General features: G+C 65.1%; 18 protein-coding genes. 6 read left to right on the plus strand and 12 right to left on the minus strand.

Annotation, left to right across the window (positions count from 1 at the left end):
* The first annotated feature begins 204 nt into the window (after positions 1–204).
* Together HYR72_07400 and HYR72_07405 are read left to right on the plus strand one after the other, a co-directional pair.
* Positions 205–585: a hypothetical protein gene (locus tag HYR72_07400; GenBank protein MBI1814786.1), complete on the plus strand. Its 381-nt coding sequence runs from the start codon at positions 205–207 to the stop codon at positions 583–585.
* 95 nt (positions 586–680) lie between these two features.
* Positions 681–1028, plus strand: coding sequence for a hypothetical protein (locus HYR72_07405; protein ID MBI1814787.1), 348 nt, complete (start codon positions 681–683; stop codon positions 1026–1028).
* A 244-nt stretch (positions 1029–1272) separates the two neighbouring features.
* Here HYR72_07405 and HYR72_07410 read toward each other — a convergent pair whose 3' ends face one another.
* From HYR72_07410 to HYR72_07445, 8 genes are all read right to left on the minus strand, one after another.
* On the minus strand, positions 1273–1935 hold the full coding sequence (locus HYR72_07410) for a sulfite exporter TauE/SafE family protein (GenBank protein MBI1814788.1): 663 nt from the start codon (positions 1933–1935) through the stop codon (positions 1273–1275).
* A complete protein-coding gene (gene cadA, locus HYR72_07415) occupies positions 1932–4196 on the minus strand; it encodes a cadmium-translocating P-type ATPase (protein MBI1814789.1) in 2265 nt (754 codons plus the stop codon). The genes HYR72_07410 and cadA overlap by 4 nt, the downstream gene beginning before the upstream one ends.
* A 25-nt stretch (positions 4197–4221) precedes the next feature.
* Positions 4222–4440 carry a hypothetical protein gene (locus HYR72_07420; GenBank protein ID MBI1814790.1) on the minus strand — a complete coding sequence of 73 codons (219 nt, stop codon included), beginning with the start codon at positions 4438–4440 and terminating at the stop codon, positions 4222–4224.
* A complete protein-coding gene (locus HYR72_07425) occupies positions 4433–4777 on the minus strand; it encodes a hypothetical protein (GenBank protein MBI1814791.1) in 345 nt (114 codons plus the stop codon). The genes HYR72_07420 and HYR72_07425 overlap by 8 nt, the downstream gene beginning before the upstream one ends.
* Positions 4777–5412 (minus strand): cbb3-type cytochrome c oxidase subunit II, encoded by a 636-nt coding sequence (locus HYR72_07430; protein MBI1814792.1) that lies wholly within the window; start codon positions 5410–5412, stop codon positions 4777–4779. Before HYR72_07430 ends, HYR72_07425 begins: the two co-directional genes overlap by 1 nt.
* A gap of 3 nt (positions 5413–5415) precedes the next feature.
* Entirely contained in the window at positions 5416–6741 is a 1326-nt protein-coding gene (locus HYR72_07435; protein MBI1814793.1) for a cbb3-type cytochrome c oxidase subunit I, read from the minus strand.
* 65 nt (positions 6742–6806) lie between these two features.
* Positions 6807–7619: a c-type cytochrome gene (locus tag HYR72_07440; GenBank protein ID MBI1814794.1), complete on the minus strand. Its 813-nt coding sequence runs from the start codon at positions 7617–7619 to the stop codon at positions 6807–6809.
* Complete coding sequence (locus HYR72_07445; GenBank protein MBI1814795.1) at positions 7619–8224, minus strand: hypothetical protein; 606 nt, start codon at positions 8222–8224, stop codon at positions 7619–7621. The genes HYR72_07440 and HYR72_07445 overlap by 1 nt, the downstream gene beginning before the upstream one ends.
* A gap of 362 nt (positions 8225–8586) precedes the next feature.
* On the opposite strand from HYR72_07445, the gene HYR72_07450 reads away from it, so the two are divergent.
* Entirely contained in the window at positions 8587–9933 is a 1347-nt protein-coding gene (locus HYR72_07450) for a hypothetical protein (protein MBI1814796.1), read from the plus strand.
* 10 nt (positions 9934–9943) lie between these two features.
* Here the strand turns inward: HYR72_07450 and HYR72_07455 are convergent, their stop codons facing one another.
* Genes HYR72_07455 through HYR72_07465 form a run of 3 tightly spaced genes read right to left on the minus strand, consistent with a single transcriptional unit; the run spans position 9944 to position 11327 of the window.
* Positions 9944–10393: a VOC family protein gene (locus HYR72_07455; GenBank protein MBI1814797.1), complete on the minus strand. Its 450-nt coding sequence runs from the start codon at positions 10391–10393 to the stop codon at positions 9944–9946.
* 41 nt (positions 10394–10434) lie between these two features.
* Positions 10435–10818 carry a PaaI family thioesterase gene (locus HYR72_07460; protein ID MBI1814798.1) on the minus strand — a complete coding sequence of 128 codons (384 nt, stop codon included), beginning with the start codon at positions 10816–10818 and terminating at the stop codon, positions 10435–10437.
* Complete coding sequence (locus HYR72_07465) at positions 10815–11327, minus strand: PaaI family thioesterase (protein MBI1814799.1); 513 nt, start codon at positions 11325–11327, stop codon at positions 10815–10817. Before HYR72_07465 ends, HYR72_07460 begins: the two co-directional genes overlap by 4 nt.
* A 79-nt stretch (positions 11328–11406) precedes the next feature.
* On the opposite strand from HYR72_07465, the gene HYR72_07470 reads away from it, so the two are divergent.
* A complete protein-coding gene (locus HYR72_07470) occupies positions 11407–13764 on the plus strand; it encodes a hypothetical protein (protein ID MBI1814800.1) in 2358 nt (785 codons plus the stop codon).
* On the opposite strand, the gene HYR72_07475 is transcribed toward HYR72_07470, so the two are convergent.
* Complete coding sequence (locus HYR72_07475) at positions 13751–14263, minus strand: N-acetyltransferase (GenBank protein MBI1814801.1); 513 nt, start codon at positions 14261–14263, stop codon at positions 13751–13753. The genes HYR72_07470 and HYR72_07475 overlap by 14 nt on opposite strands.
* A gap of 300 nt (positions 14264–14563) precedes the next feature.
* Between HYR72_07475 and HYR72_07480 the strand changes: the two genes are divergently transcribed.
* Complete coding sequence (locus HYR72_07480) at positions 14564–14875, plus strand: RNA-binding protein (GenBank protein ID MBI1814802.1); 312 nt, start codon at positions 14564–14566, stop codon at positions 14873–14875.
* 122 nt (positions 14876–14997) lie between these two features.
* On the plus strand, positions 14998–15330 hold the full coding sequence (locus HYR72_07485) for a hypothetical protein (protein MBI1814803.1): 333 nt from the start codon (positions 14998–15000) through the stop codon (positions 15328–15330).
* Positions 15331–15342: the final 12 nt, after the last annotated feature.

The following is a 15342-nucleotide window of genomic DNA, read 5'->3' on the forward strand; positions in this document are numbered from 1 at the left end:
GCTGCACTACCTTGGTCATGGGAGCCTCCCTTCTTGGTGCAACAATCTTGCGGCCACGTTTGGCGTGTCCCGCGTGCACAAGGTGAGGCTCCCATCTTTCTCAGCTCACTCCAACCGAACACATGGTAACTCTGCGGTGAATCCCCACTCGTCTTGACTGCTTCGGCAATGGGGCTACGCTCGCGTTCGGATAAGGGAGTCTCAATGACACGCTGGCTTTCACTCGTGCTCGCCTCCGTCCTGCTGGTCGCGACTCATGCGATCGCCGAAGAACCGAGCACCGAGGAAACGGTTCCCAAGACGGTTCACGGCGGCAAGCAGAAGATCAAGTCGGGCGGCAAAGAGGTCGGCGAAGGGTTTCGCGGGATCGGACGCGGCATCAAGAAGACCTTCACCGGTGAGAGTTCGAAGGAAGACTACAGCGAGGGCGGCAAGCAGCTCGGCGAGGGCTTCAAAGATCTCGGCACCGGCACGGCAGGTGTCGGCCGCGGTGTCGGCACGTCAGTGGGTCACGCGTTCACCGGCGAGCCGGACAGCACAGGCGGCAAGCGCGCGACCAAGAGCAAAGCGGAGAACAAAGACTAGAAAAAGGAGGCGGCGGGACGCCCGCCTCCTTCCTTCGCTGTCTCGCGGACAGCGAACCTACGCTGGTGCGGCGGCGACGACAACGGTACAGGGAGATGGTGGAGCCCGCCGCTGGCAAACCGCCGTCGTTGTTCGGTCCGTTGCCGACACGCGGGATATGGACCGCGCTCGATCTCTCGCGCGCGCAGTTTCTACTGATCGTGATCGCCTCGCTGGCGGCCTTCGTGTTCGTCGGCGGGCCGGTGTGGGCGCACGCACGCGAGAGTCACTTCTGGCGCATCGGGCTGAGTTACGCAGTCATCCCGGTCTTGGTGGCGGCCGCGTTGCGCCGCAACGGCAAGACGCGCCTGATTCGCATCGTCGTTGGCAGCGCCGTTATCGCGCTGATCAAGCTCGTCGTCACCGCCGCGCTGTTGGTCGCGATCGTGTTGGCGCAAGGCTAACAGCTCGTTGGAAAACCCCGCATGCTTCGAGACGCGCCTCTCGGCGCTCCTCAGCATGAGCGGTTCATCCTTTGTGCCACAACACTTTCCCGTTCGCCCTGAGGAGGCGCGCAGCGCCGTCTCGAAGGGCGCCGCACTTTTTGAACGCGCTGCTAACGTCGATGTGGCTAACCATGATGGCCCGCAATAGCGGACCCTACAAGATCGGACACCGTAAGGTCCGCTGTGCGGACGCGCCGGCGGTTCAGTGGCCGCTGTGCCCGACGCCGAACGCACGCAGCAGCGTCACCAACCCAAACGCAATCACCAGCCAACCCGACAAACGCGACAAGTATCCTCGAATGGACGGCCGAGCCAAGGCCCGCGTCGCGCCGACGGACAGCATCGCCGGCACGGTGCCGAGACCGAAACACAGCATCGTAAGCATGCCTTCGCCGATCGACGCCGTCGCTGCGGCGCGCGCGGCGAAGGCGTAGATCAACTGACACGGCAGAAACGCATTGAACACACCGAGCGCTAGCGGCGCCGCGGGTGATCGCGAGCGGATCACGCCACCGAGCACGCGACCGACGGTCGCCTGCGCCAACACTGCACCGCGCGTGGTGATGTGCGCCAGCACGCCGAGCACTTCGAGTCCCACCAGGATCATGAAGCCGCCGGCGACCAGCGCGAGCAGTTGCTCCGCCACATGCCCGGGACCACCGGCAACCATCCCCGCGCCGAGCGCTCCAGAGATTGCACCGATGAAGACGAGCGTGTTGAGCCGGCCGAGATTGTAGAGCACTTGCCGTTGCAGATTGCGGCCGGGCGCGACCGCGGCCAGCGCGAGTGGAAATCCGCCGCACATACCGACGCAGTGCAGTGACGCGGCGAGTCCGCCCACGAAGATCGCAAGGTACCACGTCACGAGACGTTCCCGTTGCGCAATCGGCGCGCGTTCGCCACCACGACGAAGCTACTGCCCAGCATCGCCAACGATGCCACCAACGGATTGAGGGCGCCGGTAACCGCGACGGCAAGCGCGGCTGCGTTGTAGGCAAACACCCAGAACAGATTCTGCCGGACGACTCGGCGCACGCGCCGTGCATAACCTAGCAACCACGGCACACGGCGCAGGTCGTCGCTCACGATGGCGACATCGGCCGTCATCCGAGTGAGGTCGGTGGCGCTTCCGATCGCAATCCCAATACCCGCCGCCGCCAGTGCCGGCGCGTCGTTGATGCCGTCACCCACCATGGCCGTCGCACCCTGCGGAGTCGCGCTACGAATGTGCGCCAGCTTGTCCTCCGGCAGCAGACCGAGCGCCGCTCGCATCGGCGCGATCAGACGCGGCACCACCGCCGCCGCCCGCACGTCGCCGGAGAGCAATCCGACTTCGACCCCCAGGTCATTAAGAGCGGCGACCGCCGCCGGTGCCTCCGCCCGCACATCTTCCTCGAACACAAACCGGCCGAGCAATTGCTGCCCGCGCCACAAGCACACCGTCGCGTCGTGCTGATCATCGAGACGCCCGAGTTCTTCGTGGGCGAAGCGGACGCAGCCGAGCGCGAGTGACTCGCCGTCAACGACACCACCTACACCGCGCCCCGGTACAACTCGAATCGACCCGGCTTCGAGCAGCGGACAGTGCGCGGCTCGCGCGGCCTGGGTGATCGCCAGGGCGAGCGGATGCGTGAGCGCACCTTCCAATGCCGCAGCGCGGGCCAGCAGATCGTCGCGCGACAGCGCGACGCCGGGAGCCGGCTCGATCGCCACGAGACGCGGCACGCGTTGCGTGAGCGTGCCCGTCTTGTCGAAGAACACGCGCGCGACATCGGCCGCGCGTTCCAATGTCGGCGCGCTGCGCACGATGACGCCGTGGCGTGCCGCCGTCATCAGTCCTGTCCACACGGCCACCGGCGTCGCAATCCCGAGCCCGCACGGGCAGGCAACCACGAGGACGGCCAGGCCGACCAACACTCCGGTCTCAACGCCCGCCCGCATACTCCAGAACAGCATCGCGCCGGCAGCCATCACGATCACGATCGGCACCAACACCGCGGCAACGCGATCGGCAAGTCGCTCGGCTGGCGCGCGCTCACGACGGGCCGCTTCCAACAGCGCTGCGACACGCGCGGCCGCGCTCTCCGCGGCACGTGCGCTGACCCGCACGCGAAAGAGCCCATCGACACTGCACGTACCGCTCGCCACCGCGCTACCCGGCTCTTTCAGGATGGTGCGACTCTCGCCTGTCAACGCGCTCTCATCGACCCCGCCGGTGCCGTCGATCACCACGCCATCAGTCGGAAACGCCTCGCCAGGCGTGACACGGACCACTTCACCGGCGCGCAACGCATCAACGGCGACGGCAGCGCTCACGCCCGCACGAATGCGCGTGGCAACCGCGGGCGCTGGCGCCAGCGTCGCACGGACGGCCGCGCCGGCTTCCGCCTTCGCGCGAGCTTCGAGATAGCGGCCGATCGTCACCAACACGAGCAACATCGCCGCCGTGTCGAAGTACACCGCACCCCGTCCGGCGAGCGTGTTCGAGACCGACAGCGCATATGCCGCCGCGGTGCCGAGGACGATGAGCGCGTCGGTGTTGGCGCCGCCCTTGCGGAGCGCGCCGAGGGCGCCGCGCAGGATCGGCCACCCCAGCAACATCAGCACCGGCGCGGTCATCAGCATCGCCAGCACGCGCAGCACCTGAAACAGCGGACCATCGCTCGATCCGGCAGCGGTGCCGTACACATATGGCACGTAGGTCGGCATGCTCACCATCATCACGTTCAGCGCGAAGAAGATCGCGAGACCCAGTCGCACGAAGATGGCGCTCGCCGCACCGTGCTCGCCGGTGGCGCGCGTGACTTGCCACGCCAGCACGCAGCCGTAGCAACAGAAGCGCGACGGCGCGCCTTCGACTTCGCCGATGACCCAGCGCCGCCCGAGCGGCAAGCCGCAATGGGCGCAGTCGGCGGCCGTCTGCACGTCACTGGTTGTGACCAACCGCTGTTCGATCACGACCGCGTTCATGAATTCATCCAGCCATGCATAGGAACCCTCGACAGCGGGTCCGTCATGCCGGCGTACGCCGGTATCCAGGCGGGGTGTCGGGGCACGAGCCTGGATTCCGGCTTCCGCCGGAATGACGAAGGAGAGGGCGCTCGACTTCCATGCGAAGCGTTTCACCCGTCGCCTCTGCTCGACCGTCGCCTCACTCCATCAGATTGAGCATCAAGTAGGTCACGCCGAAGATGAAGAACGACAGCCACAACAGTCCGATCCACCACGGCGCCGGATTGCCTTCGTAGATGTGGAAGCGGCCGTCTTCGAGCGTCTGGTCGGGCCGCGACGCGGTGGCGGCGCTGGCTCCTGGCGGCGCGAGAATAGGGCCGGCACTCAGCGGTTCGGTGGAACCCGGTTCGTTAGCCATGATGCGACCCCAGCTCTCCGCCGCGTTCGATCTCGCGATCGAGTTCGAGCATACGGAACTTTGGTTGCTCGACGTCGCGGAATTTTCCCGTCATCACCGCCCACAGCGTGAGAAACACGATGGGCAGCATGCCGATGAGATACACACCAACGGCGGCCGCACCGAAACCCGCGATATCGTCGTTGACGATCGTCATCACGAACTCAGTCATCTTGTAGGTAAAGCCAAGGCCGGCGATCACCAACACCGCGACCGCAAAGCCGATCGTCACGATCGTTCTAAGGAGCGATTGATCGCCGCGCCTGCCGCGAATCGCTCTGAGTCGTCGCGTCGACATCACGAACCTCCTTGCAACGCGTCCACGTTGTAGATCGTGGCCGGCACTTGCGTGACCCAACTGCCGAGCCACTGCACGTAGGCCACCAACGCCAACCCGCGCTCGGTGGGTCGCCGCTGCTCGTCGAAGAACCACGGATACGCCGGCATCACTGAATAAGGCGCCACGCTGCGCGGATCGTAGAAGTGCGCGACATGCCAGTCGTTCGAGTGCTTGCCCGACTCGCGAATCAGATCGGGACCGACGCGCCGCGTGCCGAACAAGTGCGGCAGGTTCATCATGTTCTGGTATTCGCCGGGCTGCGATACCGGCCCGAAGCGCAGATCTTCCTTCGAGACCGGCCGGACGAACTGCGAGTGGCAGTGCCAACACGCCTCGGCGATGTAGTTGGCCTTGCCGACCTCCAGCGCATGCGCGAAGCTCGTCGGGTTCACCTCACCGAAGTAACGCTTAAACTCGTCCGGATAGTCCTCCGCGAGCTGATGAAACTCGGGCGGAATGGTCTTGGCGATCTCCGCCACCGACGCGATCGGCAACTTGCGCAGCGTGAGCACCGGCAGCAGCCCCTGCAAGACGAAGCCGAGCAAAAACGTCAGAACGCCGGCGATGAGGAAGCTCGCTCCGAATCGTTCCATTCGTTACACCCGCTGCGCCACCGCGACCGCCGCCCGCGTGGCGAGCGTGCTCGGTTGCCGCGCCGTCGCCCACATCGCGTAGAAGAACAGTCCTTGGCCGGCGATGATGAGCAAGCCGGCGACCGAGCGCACCCACCAAAACGGCATCGAGGCGACGACCGATTCGCCCCAGTGACTCAAGGCTGCCCAGCTAAAGCCCTGCACCAAGCCGGCCGCCGTCAAGTCGATCACCATCAGCACGAGCCCGATCAGCGTGAACCAGTAGTGCAGCGTCAACAGTTGCGGCGTCGCCCACGGCCGGCCGACCGCGCGCGGCCACAGCTCGATGATCAACCCCATGATCCAGAAACCGAACACGCCGAACATCACCATGTGTGCGTGCGCCACCACCCAGTCGGTGAAGTGAATGATTTTCTGGAACGTCAGCGTGACCTGGAAGGCGCACTGGAAGCAGGTCAGCGCGTACATGATCATGCCGGTGTAGAACCAGCGAATGGCGAGGTTGCCGCGAATCGCGTCGGCGCGGCCGTGCAGCGTGCCGAAGAAGTTCACGATGACAGTGATGACGACGATCTCGACCGCGATGGTCGCCACCACTGCCCCGTACTGCGCGTACATCGGGATCGGGCTGTACAAGAAGTGATGTACGCCTTGCATCGGATAGAAGAACGCCAACCCCCAGAACCCGATCAACGACAGCGCGTGGCTCCAGATCGGTTTGCGCAGCAGCAGCGGCACGAAGAAGTACATCAGGCCCCAACCGATTGGCGTGACGAACAGACCGACCAGATCGTGGATGAACAACCCGGTGATCGCCGCGCCCGCCGTGCCCGGTACCCAAAACTGCGGCAGGTAGTTGCCCATGAAGTAGACCAGGCCGGTCCACGCGAAGGCCGCGAGGAAATACCACAAGCTGACATACAGCCCCTGCTCCTGCGTGCGCAGGATGGGCGTCGCCAGGTTCGTCACCAGCAGCACCAAGCCGACAATGATCAACGGGTCGACGAACATCGGCGTCTCGCCCCACTCGATCCCTTGCCCGTAGCCCAAGAGTTGTCCGCCAATGGTCAGCGTCATGAAGAGTTGCCACGCGCCAAAGATGACCCAGCCGAGTCGATCCGAAAGAATCGGCTGGCGCGTCAGCCGCGGAATCGCGAACAGCATGCCGCCGATGAAGGCATTGGCGATGAAACCATACGCCGCCATGTTGGTGTGGACCATGCGCACGCGTCCGGGCGACAGCCACTCGATGCCGCTGAGCGGATAGAGGTTGTTGAACTGCATTGCATACGCGAGCCCACCGAGTAGCGAAGTCGCGAAGAACGCCATGCTCGCGATCAAGTGCCAGCGCACGAGATCGAAGTTGACCAGCGGACGCCGATCGACGGTTGCGATCACCTGGACGCCTCCTTTCCAGCTTCTGCAACGGGCGAATGATCGGTGGCGCGCAGCGACAGAATGTAAGACACCAAGTTCCACGCATCGCCGGCAAGGATGTTTTCGCCGTCCGGTTCGGCGAAGATGTCGGCGAATGACGGCATCGCCGTACCACCGACGCCGGTCATGAAGGTGCGGTAGACGTCTTGCGGCGTTGGCCCACTCTTGAGGCGCCCCTTGGTGAAGTCGAACGGCTTTTGCGCGTTGCCCCAACTGTCAGGCGGAAGGTTCTTGGCCGACAGCCCGTCGCCGCGCCCGCTTTCACCATGGCAGGCGGTGCATTCGAGCATGGTGTACAGCTCGCGTCCGCGCGCCACCGACGCGGGTGAGCCGAGTGCGGCCGGCGGCGGTGGAACGTAGATCGGCGTGCCGGCCCCGCGCGTCTTCCACTCCGGGAAGAAGCCCTTGATGTACTCGACCACCGCCAAGCGCTCGCGTTCGCTCAGCAACGACCAATCGGGCATCGACGTGCGATACACCCCGCGGCTGACGATTCGATACAGATCTTCGTCGGTCGGCAGGGTTCCGCTCGGGGTCGAACGAAACTTGAAGATGCCCTTGGTGAAGTCGCGTGGCTTGACGAGCAGCATCGGCGCCGCGGCGCTGTTGCCGTCGCCGTTCACGCCGTGACAGCCGACGCAGTAGCGCGTGTAGATCGTCGCGCCTTCACCCTTGAGCGTGGCGACTTGATCATCGGCGCGGAGCGGCGCCGCGAACACCACGATCGCAATCCACATCAGTGTGGGCAGGGTGCCGAATCGCACGCGCATCACGTCACCGCCGGGCGATACGGCACGAAGCGAGCGAGCGGCTGCAGCACGCCGAGCGTCAGTCCGTAAATCAGGTGCGTCAACGCCGCGATCCAGACCGGCATCAGATTGAGGACGTATGGTTCGCCGACCAAGCGCGGCTGCAGCCACGACAGCACGAAGTAAAAATTGACCACCCACATCAGCAACCCGTACAGCGCGCCGAGCGCGATCTGCTGCAGATAGGAACTCGGGAAGTAACGGCTGATGAAGACCTGAAACACCGCGCCCGCAGCCGCCCCGACCGAGAAGTGCGCGACCGCAACCAACATGAAGAAGTTGAGATCCTCGGTGGTCAGCGCCTTGGCCCCGAGGAAGGCGGTGCCGTAGACGCGCAGGAACAGCAGCGGGTCCTGATTGACCATCAAGGACCCGATGACATGGAAGGCGAAACTGGTGACGCTGCCGACAATGCCGAGCGTGGTGCCGGCGACCAGATAGAAGGTCAGGTAGAACCCGGTCGGCGGCCACGTGCGGCCGGTCGGGACCGTCAGCCGTGCTTCCAGGTCGGCAATGGCCACCCGATGGTCCTCGATCTCCCGCAGAATGTCTTCCCGCCCCGCCATGAGTCGCAGCACCGGATCGCAAGCGACATGCCACGGCCGTACCAAGTTGTAGCTATCGCTCGCCGCATCAGCCCCGATCGTCCAATTACTGCGAGTGGGAACGCCGAGCGTGCGGTACTCGCGCGCGCGCGAAACCTCAACGCGGGAGGCTCTTCACAAGAGCGCCGACATCCCCACTCGTCATTCCGGCGAAAGCCGGAATCCAGGATCGCGCCCCGTCCCCCCGCCTGGATGCCGGCTTTCGCCGGCATGACGGACGCGTTGCGTGGATCTCTGGTGCAAGCCAACTCGGGGTATGGCTCGCTCGCATCGTTCAACAAGCGCTTGACGATGGAGACGGAACTCGCGATCTTCATCAGGGCATGACTGATCACGAATTGGAGGATGTAGCCGGGGATCGGGCAGCGCGGGTTCGCTGGGCGCTCCGCCTACTCGAATCCGGCGGTGCAGCAGTCGCGGCGGACGAGCTGGCGGCAGCGTTGGCGGGCGTCGGGCCGTTCGGCCAACATGAGAATTTCGGCGCGTACCTTGCGTTCTGGAATATACGGATCGGACCGCATCGCCTGGCGGCGGTGCGGCGCGGCGCCGGCGATGTCATTGAAGTCATCCTCCTCGATCAGCGCGCGCGCCGCTGGCGGCTCGATTGCGGCGTGGAGTTCGCGCCGCCGCATCGACTCACGCGCTTCGAGATCCAGCGAGAACTTCCCGCCGGCGTCGCGATCCGCCGCGCGACCGTCGCGGATGCCGACGCCATCGCCAGCATCGAGCGCGGCAGCGCCATCGTCCGTGACGACGGTGTGCGCGTCACCATCGTTCGCGGCGCGCAGTTGTTCGATCAACTCCGTCTCATGGACGCAGCGCGGGTGTTTCTCGCCGAAGACAACGGGACGCCAATCGCCTGCGAGGCAATCGGCGCGCACCGTGCGCGCGTCGGCGGTCAACTGGTCACGCTGCTGTATCGGCATCACACCCGCGTGCTGCCCAGCCATCAGCGGATCGGACTCAACGACGCGTTCTCGGCGCGCGTGAACGAGTTCGCTCAAACCGAAACCCGGCCGGATAGCGGCTATGTCTACACCGACCCGCACAACGAAGCGGTGCGCGAGTGGCAAGCATCGGCCAGCGGCGCACACACCTGGCGGATCGCGCGCGCGTGGAACTATCGGCCGTTCCGCGCGCTGCTGCGCTGCGCCGCGGTGTCCGGGACTGCCGCGGGTCACGCGGCAACGCGCGCTGACGCGGCGCGGATCGTCGCGTTGGTAAACGCCTGCCATGAACGCGAGGAGATGTTTCTTCCATACGACGCGGGACGGTTGGCGAGCCGCCTCGATCGCCTTCCCGAGTCGTACGGATGGGCGCGGGTGTGGTTAGAAGGCGAGGCAGTCGTCGGCGTGTGGGAGTCCGGCGAACTGTGCGTCCGCGACGAAAACGGCAAGACGACCGAGTCGGTACGTGCGTACGTTCTCGACTACGGCTTCGATCCGCAACGCGGGCTGCGCGACTTCGAGCGCTTGCTGCGCGCGTGGTGTGCCCGCCTAGCCGACCGCGGCGTCACCCATCTTTCGATTTTCAGTTCCCCCGCGTCGCTGGGATCGGAGTTGATTCGCGACCTCGCCGAGGCCGTCGTGGAGGTTCAGTTTCAGTGCCGCCTCGGCGAGCCTCCCGATGTGTCCGAGCGCGGATTCTACGTCGATCACGTCTATTTCTGACGGGCTTCGCCTAGTCAGCGGGCCGTTCACCAAGGACTTCATGGAACCTGAGGAGATATCCGTCCGGGTCCATCACGAGGATCTGTCGCTGGCCGATCAGGATGGTCTCCCGTCGGTACCATGCTTCGCGGGGTTGCATCTTGAGCGGGTAGTTGGCGTTCGCCAACGCCAGGAGAATTTGGTCAAGCGACTCGACGCGAATCTCAAGGTTCATACCGCGACCCAACGGGTATTCGAGCGCGCCGGTTCGCCACGCCCCCGCCCGTAACTCCTCATCGGTTGCGGCGTCGGTCGCCGAAACCTGTTCGAGCATCAACTGACTGTTGCCGAGGGACAAGAACGCAAACCCAACGTCTTGCCGTTGATACTCGATCTTGAAGGGCAGCGTCTGTGTGTAGAACCGCAGGCTCGCTTCGATGTCGAGAACCCCAAGCTCCGGAATGAGGTCGTTGTACGTCATTGAAGACGCAAGAGTCTGCAACGTGCGCGAACCAACGCCCGCTACAGCAAGAATTTTCCGTTGCCCGACGCGACTGGGCGCGATGGGTCGTCCTGCCACGCGATGACGTGGACCACGGCGACGCGACGGCCGAGTTTGAAGATGTCGGCGCGCGCGCGGGTGGTGGCGGGGCCAGCGGAGCGGAGGTAGTCGATCGCGAAGTTGATCGGTTTGGGCACCTTGTCGGTGCCGCTCTCGTCGATCAGCCGGAGAATCGCCGTCAGCTCGAGGAACGCACCGAGAACGCCGCCGTGGATCGCCGGGAGCATGACGTTGCCGATGATCTCCTGACGGAACGGCAGCACACATTCGAGCGCGCCGTTGGCGCGATCCACCGCGACGCCGAGAAAGCGCGCATAGGGTATGAAATCGAGTACATCGCTCACGACGGTTCCTCCCTGTCCTCGGGCGCGCCATCGCGCATGAACCGCTCGAAGGAGCTGCCGGCAGGATTCGCCCCCAGCATGAACGTGCCCAGGCAACTCGCGAACGGGTCATCGGGGCCACGCTCGTAAGCAATGCCACGAATGAAGGCAACGTTGCGCGTTACTTTGTAGCAGTCGACGCGCGCGTAGAGATCGAGCCCCGGCGCCGCGGCGCGGAGGTAGTCGACGCGCAGGTCCACGGTCGCGATCGCCCGCAAGACATCGAGCGCGCACGCAACCGCAAGGCCGGAGGCGTGATCGAGGAGTGTGGTAATCGCGCCACCGAAGACGACCTTGCGGACCGGGTCGCCGATGAGCTCCGCACGATAGGGCAGCATGATGATGGCGAAGCCCGGCCCGGTCTCAATCACCTTCATGCCGAGGTGATGCGCGTGCGGAGTATGGCTCGCCATGTCGTCGCGACCGGGGCCGAAGAGGGACCCGAGGGCGTATTGCTGATTCGAGGACATGCGCGATTGTAGCACTCGCCGCTGTCAGTAGAAGAGTGGGTACTTGCGATACGCGACGCGCGACGATACTGAGCGCCGCATGCCGCCCGCTGACGAACTCGAAGCCGCACGCGGGCTCACGCTGCATCTCGGTGACTCGGTGCCGTGGCGTCTGAGTTGGGGCGAGCCGGACTGGCTCGGGCCGATCGGCTTCATGTTGCAGCGCGCGGGAGAGGTGCACGGCGGTGGCGTCGACGTACCGGGCGCGCGGCGTTTGCAACCCAGCCTCCACAGCTTCGCGGGGCGCGACGATCTCGGCGCGTACAATGGTGTCGACGTGGCGTGGGCAACGCTGCCGATCTCGCTTCGCACCAGCGTCCGCGCCTACGTCGACGCGCCCGTCATCGTGTTTCGCATCGAGTCCCCGGACGGTGTGCGCGAACTCAGCACTGGGCGTTTCGAACAGCCCTCGGTCGTGTGGCCACTGTTCCGGCCAACGCAGCGTCAAGCTGGCGGCGTGCCGGCCGGCACCGTGTCGTGTGGCCATCAGTACACCGAGTTCGCGTTGCCAGTGAGCGGCGATGCGCACTGTACGGGCTTCCGCTTCGCGCCGAATCGGCCACCGGTGGTCGAGCCGTTGCTATTCATTGCGCCCGACGGTCGCACGCTGCTGCTTGCGCCGCTCGATCAGTTTCACGAACAGATCATCGTCGTGCCAGCTGACCGCGAGTCGGCCGCTGAAGGCGTACGCTGCGGCTGGCACGGTGACCTGGCAGAGGTTCCCGCCGGCTTCGCAACAGAGTTGGTGCTATGGACGGGCGATGGACCGCGTGAGGTGCTCGACGCGTGGGCCGCATTGTTGCGGCAGCGTCATGGGACTCAGCGCGCGACCCGCTACGCCGACGCCGGCGTCGGCAAGCTGTCGTACTGGACCGACAACGGCAGCGTCTTCTACTACCGCACCGAGCCGGAGTGCGATTACCTCACCACGTTGGAACACGTCGTTGCCGACTTGCACGCGCACGATGTTCCAGTCCGCTCGTTGCAGATCGATTCGTGGTTCTACCCGCATGAGAACCTCCGCGAGGTGAGCGCCGAGGGGGCGCCGATCGTGCCGCCGAGCGGCATGTTGAAATGGGAGCCACGCGCGGACCTCTTTCCCGACGGCGCATCTGATCTCCAACGGCGCGTCGGCGGTCTGCCGCTGACGTTTCACAGCCGTCACTTCTCGCGCCAGTCACCTTACTTTGAACAGTACGCGGCGTGGAGCGATGGAGCGTACGCGCACCCGACGGACGGGGTGCTGTTCGATCGGCTCATGGCGCAGGCGGCGGCGTGGGGCGCGATCACTTACGAGCAAGACTGGATGGTCGAGTCGTTCTTGGGCGTGCGCGGCCTGCGCGCCGCGCCCGGTCGCGCGCGCGCGTGGCAGGAGCAGCTCGACCGCGCCGCCGGCGAGCACGGGCTCACTCTGCAATGGTGCATGGCCACCCCCGCTGACTTCTTCCAGACCGTCACGCTGCGGCATCTCACATCGATCCGCACGAGCGGCGATTATCGCTACCTGTTCGACAATGGACTCAACTGGGTGTGGTTCCTTCACACCAACGCGCTGGCGCGCGCCCTCGGTCTCCATCCGTTCAAGGACGTGTTTCTCTCGCACGGCGCGACCGCGATCAGCGCGGGCGAGGAATACGCCGAGGTCGAGGCGCTGCTCGCCGGGTTGAGCGCGGGGCCGGTGGCGATCGGCGATCAACGCGGGCACACCGATCGCAACCTGGTGATGCGGGTCTGCCGCGAGGATGGCGTGCTGATCAAACCCGACGTGCCGCTCGCGGCGCTCGACCGCTGCTTTCTCCGCAACAGCTTCTTCGAAGCGTCACCGTTGGTTGGCGAGTGCTTCAGCCAGCATCCGGCCGGCCGCTGGCTGTACGTCGCCAGCTTCAACGCGTGGCGCGAGAAGCAGCCACTGCAGTTCCGGATCGACCTCGCTGACCTCGGTAGTGTGCGACCGGACGGCGCGGTGCTCGTGTACGATTGGCGTAGTCGCCGGTGGGAACGCATTGAACGCAACGGCGGCTGGGATTGTACGCTCGAATTTCAAGACTGGGACTATCGCGTGCTGTGCCCATTGCTGCCCGGTGACGTGACCGTGTTCGGCGACGTGAGCAAGTACACCACCGCTGGTGACCGGCGCATCGCCGGCATCTCGACGACGACGGATGGCATTCGCTTCGACGTGCTAGGCACGCCGGGGTCGTCGATCGATATCCGCGGCTACGCCGCCACTCGGCCGCGCGGTTTCGCCGCGTGGGTACCGGGCGCGTCACGCACGATCGCCGCAGCCGACGCGCTCGCTGGCGAGTCGTGGTGCTGGGACGGCGATTCGGGCGAATGGATTCTGCGCATCCGCAGCGGCGTACTCGGTCAACAACGGGTGTGCCTTACACCTGGCTGAACGCGGCCGGGTACTCCACGGTACCACGAACCCCGCGGAGCACTCCCGGCATCAATTCGAGCGCCATGAAGGCGGCATCACGATACGGGGCTTCGAGTCCGAGGGCGCGCGCGGAGGTAAATCCGAAGCGTGGATAGTAGTTCGGGTGCCCCACGACCACGACAATGCGGTGCCCGAGTCGGCGGCAGTCATCGAGACCGTGTCGCACCAACTCGCAACCGACGCCGCGGTTCTGGAACTTCGGTCGCACCGCCATCGGTGCCAGAGCGAGCGCCGGCAGCGCGCCTTCGCTAGTTTGAAGGGCGATGCGACTAAAGAGGACGTGACCGACGACGGTCGTCCCATCGACGGCCACGAGCGACAGCTCGGGAATGAATTCGGCCGATGCACGGATAGCCTCGACCAGTCGCGCCTCATCGTCACGGCCGAAGGCAAGGGCGTTGATCTCGTGAATCGCCGCGTAGTCGGCGATCGTTTCGGCGCGAATGGCGAGGCTCACGCGCGTGGTCTATCTGGCCCCGGCGGCGGAGCCAAGCGCCGATTCTCCTCGAACTTGGACCGGTCATTGTTCGCTTGCGTTCGCTGCTTGCGTTCGGTTGTACCCCAGCGGCACACCTGCTATGGTCGCGCCACTCAAACTGACTGTCTGGCGCGAGAATCCCGCCTAGCACTGCGGCGTCTCGGCACGCCTCCCGCACCCCACAATCAGCGATGACAGCGACAACAGGTGCCGCTGTCCTAAGAAGAGGCAAACGCAACGCGGTCGCGGCGGCGACCCATCAATAAGGGAGTTCGTGCAATGGGAAGGAAACTATACGTCGGCAATCTCGGGTTCGACGTGACCCAGAAGGATCTCGAAGAGCTGTTCGCTCAGGCTGGCGCCTGCGAATCGGTGGCGGTCATCACTGATCGCGAAACCGGTCAGTCGCGCGGGTTCGGGTTCGTGGAAATGAGCTCGAACGGCGAGGCTCAGCGGGCCATCCAGCAGTTCGACGGGCAGGATTTCAAGGGTCGCGCGCTTAAGGTGAACGAGGCCAAAGAGCGCGAAAGCCGTGGCGGTGGTGGCGGTGGTGGCGGTGGTGGTGGCGGCGGCTGGAACCGTCGCTACTAGTCGCGACCAGTTGTACCCTTCGCGCCCGCCTCAATGAGGCGGGCGCGAACATCCTCCAGACGCGGGAGTGGCGCACACAGGTGGCAGCGCCGGCTGTCAACCCACGGCACTCAGGAGACTCCATGCAATTCAGCCATCTGCCGACTTCGAAGCCGGCTCCCAAGCGCGTCAAAACCGGCCCTGTCTTCTGCGTCGGTTGGCGCGCATTCGTAAATTGGCCACAGCCGAATGGGGGTACGCCGCTGCCGGTCCCAATGACCGACGCCGAGGGCAAGACGATCGGCAACGATCTCATCGATGGTCAAGAAGTGGAGATCGTCTCGTGGCGCCCCCGCGCGCGCGAAGGTGTGGCCTATCAAATCAGGCGAATCACCGACCGCAGCGAGTGGTGGGTTGCCGCTCTGTACCTCCGCCGCCTGCGCCTTAGTGAGCCACGCGTAGCTACGCCGATCTGAGGTGCACGAAAC

Source organism: Deltaproteobacteria bacterium, from assembly GCA_016178705.1.
Classification (GTDB): Bacteria; Desulfobacterota; Binatia; order HRBIN30; family JACQVA1; genus JACOST01.